At 68.8% G+C, this 6,042-nt stretch carries 7 protein-coding genes; 4 read left to right on the top strand and 3 right to left on the bottom strand.

All coding sequences use genetic code 11. The features are described from left to right. Window positions 1-180: 180 nt before the first annotated feature. Window positions 181-582, bottom strand: a complete 402-nt coding sequence (locus CHB64_RS14015) for a hypothetical protein (RefSeq protein WP_089413241.1) — start codon at window positions 580-582, stop codon at window positions 181-183. Window positions 583-648: 66 nt separating this feature from the next. On the opposite strand from CHB64_RS14015, the gene CHB64_RS14010 reads away from it, so the two are divergent. The 4 genes from CHB64_RS14010 to CHB64_RS13995 all read left to right on the top strand — a co-directional run bounded on the left by CHB64_RS14010 (window position 649) and on the right by CHB64_RS13995 (window position 4,394). Further along, complete coding sequence (locus CHB64_RS14010; protein ID WP_089413240.1) at window positions 649-1,698, top strand: RluA family pseudouridine synthase; 1,050 nt, start codon at window positions 649-651, stop codon at window positions 1,696-1,698. A gap of 193 nt (window positions 1,699-1,891) precedes the next feature. Beyond that, a complete protein-coding gene (rpoH, locus tag CHB64_RS14005) occupies window positions 1,892-2,809 on the top strand; it encodes an RNA polymerase sigma factor RpoH (protein WP_089413239.1) in 918 nt (305 codons plus the stop codon). Continuing rightward, window positions 2,802-3,473 carry a YceI family protein gene (locus CHB64_RS14000; RefSeq protein ID WP_089413238.1) on the top strand — a complete coding sequence of 224 codons (672 nt, stop codon included), beginning with the start codon at window positions 2,802-2,804 and terminating at the stop codon, window positions 3,471-3,473. Before rpoH ends, CHB64_RS14000 begins: the two co-directional genes overlap by 8 nt. 99 nt (window positions 3,474-3,572) lie before the next feature. Beyond that, window positions 3,573-4,394 carry an isocitrate lyase/PEP mutase family protein gene (locus CHB64_RS13995; protein ID WP_089413237.1) on the top strand — a complete coding sequence of 274 codons (822 nt, stop codon included), beginning with the start codon at window positions 3,573-3,575 and terminating at the stop codon, window positions 4,392-4,394. A 16-nt stretch (window positions 4,395-4,410) separates the two neighbouring features. On the opposite strand, the gene CHB64_RS13990 is transcribed toward CHB64_RS13995, so the two are convergent. Further along, window positions 4,411-4,719, bottom strand: coding sequence for a hypothetical protein (locus tag CHB64_RS13990; protein WP_089413236.1), 309 nt, complete (start codon window positions 4,717-4,719; stop codon window positions 4,411-4,413). Window positions 4,720-4,793: 74 nt separating this feature from the next. Then, complete coding sequence (locus CHB64_RS13985) at window positions 4,794-6,017, bottom strand: acyl-CoA dehydrogenase family protein (protein ID WP_089413235.1); 1,224 nt, start codon at window positions 6,015-6,017, stop codon at window positions 4,794-4,796. Between the last annotated feature and the right edge of the window lie 25 nt (window positions 6,018-6,042).

The following is a 6,042-nucleotide window of genomic DNA, read 5'->3' as shown; positions in this document are numbered from 1 at the left end:
CGCCCGCGCGCGCCCCTTCGGGGCGAAACCGCGCGATTCGCGCAAAGCCGAATCGTTCGAAACCGGCCCGAAGCCCTTGCGGCGCCAGACTCAGCGCGACTCGCCGCCGCGCCGTTTCGTGCGATTCGCCGCCCCGCCGTCGCCACTTGCGCGAAGGGCCGGCCCCTTGGCGGCGCGCGCTCAGCGCCGCCCGTCGGCGGTCTCCAGCGGAATCTCCGCCGCGACGGCTCCGGCGGCGAGATCGTAGATGATGACGCGGCTCGCTCCCGCCTCGGTCTCGACGCTCAGCGCCAGCCGGTCGCCGTCGAGCGTCATGGCGCTCACCCGCGCGCCGGCGGGCAGCGCGATCGGCTGGCGCGGTTCGGGGAACGCCGCGCGCGCCGGCGCGTCGGCGCGCGCGGCCTCGCGCGCCTCCTTCGGCCCGAAGATAAAGAGCGCGGCCAGAAACGCGCCGAGGAAAAACAGCGGCATGGTGATGATGATGATCAGAAGGTTGCGCGCGCCGATCACGCTGGCGATGGGCAGGGCGCCGCTCGGCGGGGCGTCCTCGCGGCGGGAATCGGGAGCGTTTTCAGCGGGCATGGTTTGACTCCGGCGGCGGGCTCGGGCATCGGCGCCATCGGGACGCAGGCTCTTACGGCGAGGCTTATGACCGCGCGCGAGGACGACGACAAGCCGGCAGGCGAGACGCGCGACTTCCTCATCGCGGCGCAGGACGCCGGCGCGCGTCTCGACAAATGGCTGGCCGAGCGCCTCGACGGCTTCACCCGCTCGCGCCTCAAGGCGCTGATCGAAGGGGGGGCGCTGGAACGCGACGGCGCGGTCTTCGACGACCCGTCCTGGAAGATCCGCGCCGGCGAGCGCTATCGCCTGACCGTCCCGCCCCTCGCCCCGGCCGCCCCGCGCGCCGAGGCGATTGCGCTCGACATCCGCTACGAGGACGCCGACCTCGTCGTGGTCAACAAGCCGGCCGGGCTCGTCGTCCATCCCGCCGCGGGCAACTGGACCGGCACGCTCGTCAACGCGCTCATCGCCCATTGCGGGGACAGCCTGTCGGGCGTCGGCGGCGTCGCGCGGCCAGGGATCGTCCACCGCCTCGACAAGGACACCTCGGGCCTCATCGTCGTCGCCAAGAACGACGCGGCCCATCAGGGCCTCGCCGCCGCCTTCGCCGGGCGCGACATCGAGCGGGCCTATGACGCCGTCGTGATCGGCGCGCCGCGGCCGGGCGTCGGGACCGTGGACGCGCCCCTCGCCCGCGCCGCCGCCGACCGCAAGAAGATGACCGTGGTCCGCGACGGCGACGCGCGCCCGGACGCGCGCCATGCGGTGACTCATTACCGCATCACGGAGGCGTTCGGGCGCGGGCGCGCGCGCCTTCCCGGCGACGCGCTGGCGAGCCTCGTCGAGTGCCGTCTCGAAACGGGGCGCACCCATCAGATCCGGGTCCATATGGCCCATATCGGCCATCCGCTGATCGGCGATCCGGTCTACGGCCGCGGGCCGGGCCTGGCCGGCCTCAAGCCGGGCGACGCGGCCGCCGAGCGCGCCATCGCGGCCCTCGCCGCCTTTCGCCGGCAGGCCCTTCACGCGCGCGTCCTCGGCTTCGTCCATCCCGCGACCGGCGAGCCCTTGCGCTTCGAGGCCGCCCCGCCCGCCGATTTCGCCGCGCTCGTCGCGGCGCTGAGGGCGCTGTGAGGGCCCGTCTGCGGCCATCGCCCGGCTCGCCGCGCCGCGCCCGGGCTGATAGGATGGGCTGGTCCGGAATCGGGCCGCGCCAGGGCGGCGAAATCACGCGAACCGAAGCCTTGGCCTGCGCGTATGAGCACATATATGAGCCTCTCGGCGCCCCGCCCCTATGGCGCGCCGGAGGGGAAAGAAAGCGCCTGACATGAGCAACGCACTCGCCGCAGCGACGTCCGCCCTGACGCCGGAGGGAAGTCTTTCCCGCTACCTCGCCGAGATCCGGAAATTTCCGATGCTCGACAAGGACGAGGAGTACATGCTCGCCAAGCGGTTCCGCGAGCATGGCGACCCGGAGGCGGCCGAGAAGCTCGTGACCAGCCACCTGCGGCTCGTCGCCAAGATCGCCATGGGCTATCGCGGCTACGGCCTGCCGCTGGGCGAAGTCATCTCCGAAGGCAATGTCGGGCTGATGCAGGCGGTCAAGCGCTTCGACCCCGACAAGGGATTCCGTCTGGCCACCTACGCCATGTGGTGGATCCGCGCCGCCATTCAGGAATACATCCTGCGCTCGTGGTCGCTGGTGAAGATCGGTACGACCGCCGCGCAGAAGAAGCTCTTCTTCAACCTGCGCAAGCTGAAAGGCCAGATCGACGCCGTGGAGGAAGGCGATCTGCGCCCTGAGCAGGTCGAGCATATCGCCACGAAGCTCGGCGTGACCGAGGACGACGTCATCTCCATGAACCGGCGCATGGCCGGTCAGGAGACTTCGCTCAACGCGCCCCTGCGCGGCGACGGCGACGGCGGCGGGGAGTGGCAGGACTGGCTGGTCGACGAAAACGCCGAGAACCCGGAACTGAAGCTCGCCAACGAGGACGAATACGAGCTGCGCATGAGCCTGCTCGAAAAGGCCCTCGCCACGCTCAATGAACGCGAGCAGCACATCATCGCCGAACGGCGGCTGAAGGATAATCCGGCCACGCTCGAAGAGCTGTCCAAGGAATACGGCATCAGCCGCGAACGGGTGCGCCAGATCGAGGTCCGCGCCTTCGAAAAGCTGCAAAAGGCGATGAAGCGCATGGACTGGGAGGCGCGCCAGCCCAAGGAAGAAACCGTCGATGCGTGACGGCGCGCCCGCCCCGCCGCCCGCCGCAGGAAGGCGGCTGCGCCTCGGGGCGCCTCTCCTCGCCGCCGCGCTCGCGCTGCTCGCCGGCTCCTGCGCCAGTCTCGTCAAGCCGCAGGTCGGCGCCGAGCCGGAAGCGTTGCGCGCAGGCGCCTACCGGCTCGACCCCGACCACGCCGCGCTCGTCTTCAAGGTCGGCCATCTCGGCTTTTCCCGATATGTCGGCCGCTTCGAACGCTTCGACGCCGCGCTTGATTTTGATACGGACGATCCCGCGGCGGCGCGGGTCGAGGCCGTCATAGACATCGCCAGCCTGGACGTCGCGAATGACGAATTCGCCCAAACCCTGAAGGGCGCGCGATGGTTCGACGCTGAAAATCATCCGCAGGCGGTCTTTCGCTCGACGAAGGTTGAAATTACTGATGCGAATGCAGGCCGCGTGGCCGGAACGCTCACGCTAAAGGGCGTGACGAAGCCGGCGAGCCTCGACGTGGTCTTCAACGGCGGGGCGCGCGACATGCTGCGCGGCGCGTATGTCGTCGGCTTCTCGGCGCGCGGAACGATCAATCGCAGCGATTTCGGGATCGACCGATATGGCGAGCTCGTCGGCGACGCCGTGACCATCGAGATCGAGGCGGAGTTCCTCCGTCGCGGCGCGGACGGATGAACCCGCCGCGCCCGCAAGAATCGGGCGGCGGATCCCCGCCCCGTCCGGCACGATGACGATCGCAGCCTTTGCTTCCAACGCCCGGAGGAGCATCCCCCTATGCCGACGACCGCAGAAAAAGTCGAAACATTCCGTACACTGCATAAAAAGGACGCGCCCTTCATCATGCCCAATCCATGGGACGCGGGCTCGGCGCGCGTTCTAGAAAGCCTCGGATTTCGCGCGCTCGCGACGACCTCTTCCGGATTCGCGCTTACCCTGGGACGCAACGACTATCGCGTCGCGCGCGCGGAAGCCCTCGCCCACGCCCGCGCCGTCGCCGCGGCCGTCGACGTTCCGGTCTCGGCCGATCTCGAAAACGGCTTCGGCCTTGCGCCCGAAGACGCGGCCGAAACCATTCGGCTCGCCGGCGAGACCGGTCTCGCCGGCGGGTCGATCGAGGATTCCTCGGGCGATCCGGAAGCCCCCGTCATCGAGCGAGCGCGCGCGGTCGAGCGCGTCGCCGCGGCGGTCGAAGCGGCCCGCGCCGCGCCCCACGGTTTCGTGCTGACGGCGCGCGCCGAAGGATTTCTTCACGGACAGGACGATCTCGACGAGATCATCGCCCGCCTGCAGGCTTTCGAAGCGGCCGGCGCGGATGTTCTTTATGCGCCGGGCCTGCCCGACATCGAGGCTGTGCGGACCGTCTGCGCCGCCGTTTCAAAGCCCGTCAACGTTCTGGCGATCGGCAAACTCGCCGGGGCGAGTCTCGCCGAGCTCGCCGAGGCCGGCGCGGCGCGCGTGAGCATCGGCGGTCTCGCCGCCTGGTTCGCCTACGGAGCGATGGCGCAAGCCGCCGCGGCGATGCTGCGCGAGGGGCGCTTCGAGCCGCTTCTTCCCCCAGCCGAAGGGGCGAAGGCGGTGCGCGCGGCGCTCGCGTGAGCCGCGCGGCGCGCCCTTACGCCTGGCCTATCGCGGCGCGGCGATAGTCGATGGCGTCCCTGGACTCCTTGAGGCCGAGCCCCGTCTCTTCGCGGAAGCGCTTGATCGCTTCGAGCATGCGTCCTTCCGCGATGAGCCGGTCGATTTCCTGCTGGGCGCTCGGCGCCATGTTGGAGAAGGCGTTTTCGGCCTCCTGCCGCTCGCGCATGCGCCGCTCGGCGCGGTCCTCGGGCGAGCCGGCGCCGCTCATGCGGCCCACGAGATAGGCGACGATGGCGACGGCGGCCAGAACCGCCCAGAACGCTGCGTCGTCGATAAAGTCCATGACCGGCCTCCGCGCAGGCTGCACGCGCCAGACGACCAATAACACGAACGAGGCAGGCCCTTGAACTGGAACGCTCAAAGCGCGTTCGAATATTTCCTGAACTCCATGCGCGCGATGGCGCGGCAGTGAACCTCGTCCGGCCCGTCGGCGAGGCGCAAGGTGCGGATATGGGCGTAGGCCTGCGCCAGGCCGAAATCCGTCGTCACGCCGGCGCCGCCATGGGCCTGAATCGCGTCGTCGATCACTTTCAGCGCCACGCGCGGCGCGGCGACCTTGATCATGGCGATCTCGGCCTGGGCCGCCTTGTTGCCGACCTTGTCCATCATCCAGGCGGCCTTGAGCGTCAAAAGCCGCGCCATCTCGATATCGACGCGCGCTTCGGCCACCCGCTGCTCCCAGATGGAATGCTTGTAGATCGGCTTGCCGAACGCCTCGCGCGTGAGGATGCGCCTGACAAGCTTTTCGAGCGCGACCTCGGCCGCGCCGATGGTGCGCATGCAATGATGAATGCGGCCCGGCCCGAGCCGGCCTTGCGCGATCTCGAATCCGCGCCCTTCGCCGAGGATGATGTTCTCCTTCGGCACGCGGACGTTCTCCAGCACGACCTCCATATGCCCGTGGGGCGCGTCGTCATAGCCGAAAACGGGCAGATGGCGGACGACCTTCACGCCTTCCGCATCGGCCGGGACGAGAATCATCGACTGCTGCTTGTGGCGCTCGGCGTTTTTGTCCGTCTTGCCCATGACGATGAAGATCTTGCAGCGCGGATCGCCCGCGCCCGACGACCACCATTTGCGGCCGTTGACGACATAGTCGTCGCCGTCGCGGCGGATGTCGGTCTCGATGTTCGTCGCGTCCGAGGAGGCGACCTGCGGCTCGGTCATCAGAAAAGCGGAACGGATTTCGCCGTCGAGCAGCGGCTTGAGCCATCGCTCCTGCTGCTCGGGCGAGCCGTATTTCATCAGCACTTCCATATTGCCGGTGTCGGGCGCGGCGCAGTTGAACACCTCCGGCGCGATGTGGCAGCGGCCCATCTGCTCAGCGAGGGGAGCGTAATCCGCATTGGAAAGGCCGGGGCCCCATTTCGGATCGGGGTGAAACAGGTTCCACAGCCCTTCCGCCCTGGCCTTGGCTTTGAGCTCTTCGATGATCGGCGGGATCTTCCAGCGGCCCTCGCCAGGCCCGAACTCAGCGTGCTGACGTTCGTAAATCTCCGCGCCCTCATAGACATGGCGCTCCATGAAATCCCTGATGCGGGCGAGATATTCCTTGCAGCGGGCAGAGTATTCGAAATCCATGGCGGGCTCCTTCCTCTGCGCCAGC

The organism is Amphiplicatus metriothermophilus, from assembly GCF_900199215.1.
Lineage (GTDB): Bacteria > Pseudomonadota > Alphaproteobacteria > Caulobacterales > Parvularculaceae > Amphiplicatus > Amphiplicatus metriothermophilus.
This window is presented reverse-complemented; position numbering and strand designations above follow the sequence as displayed.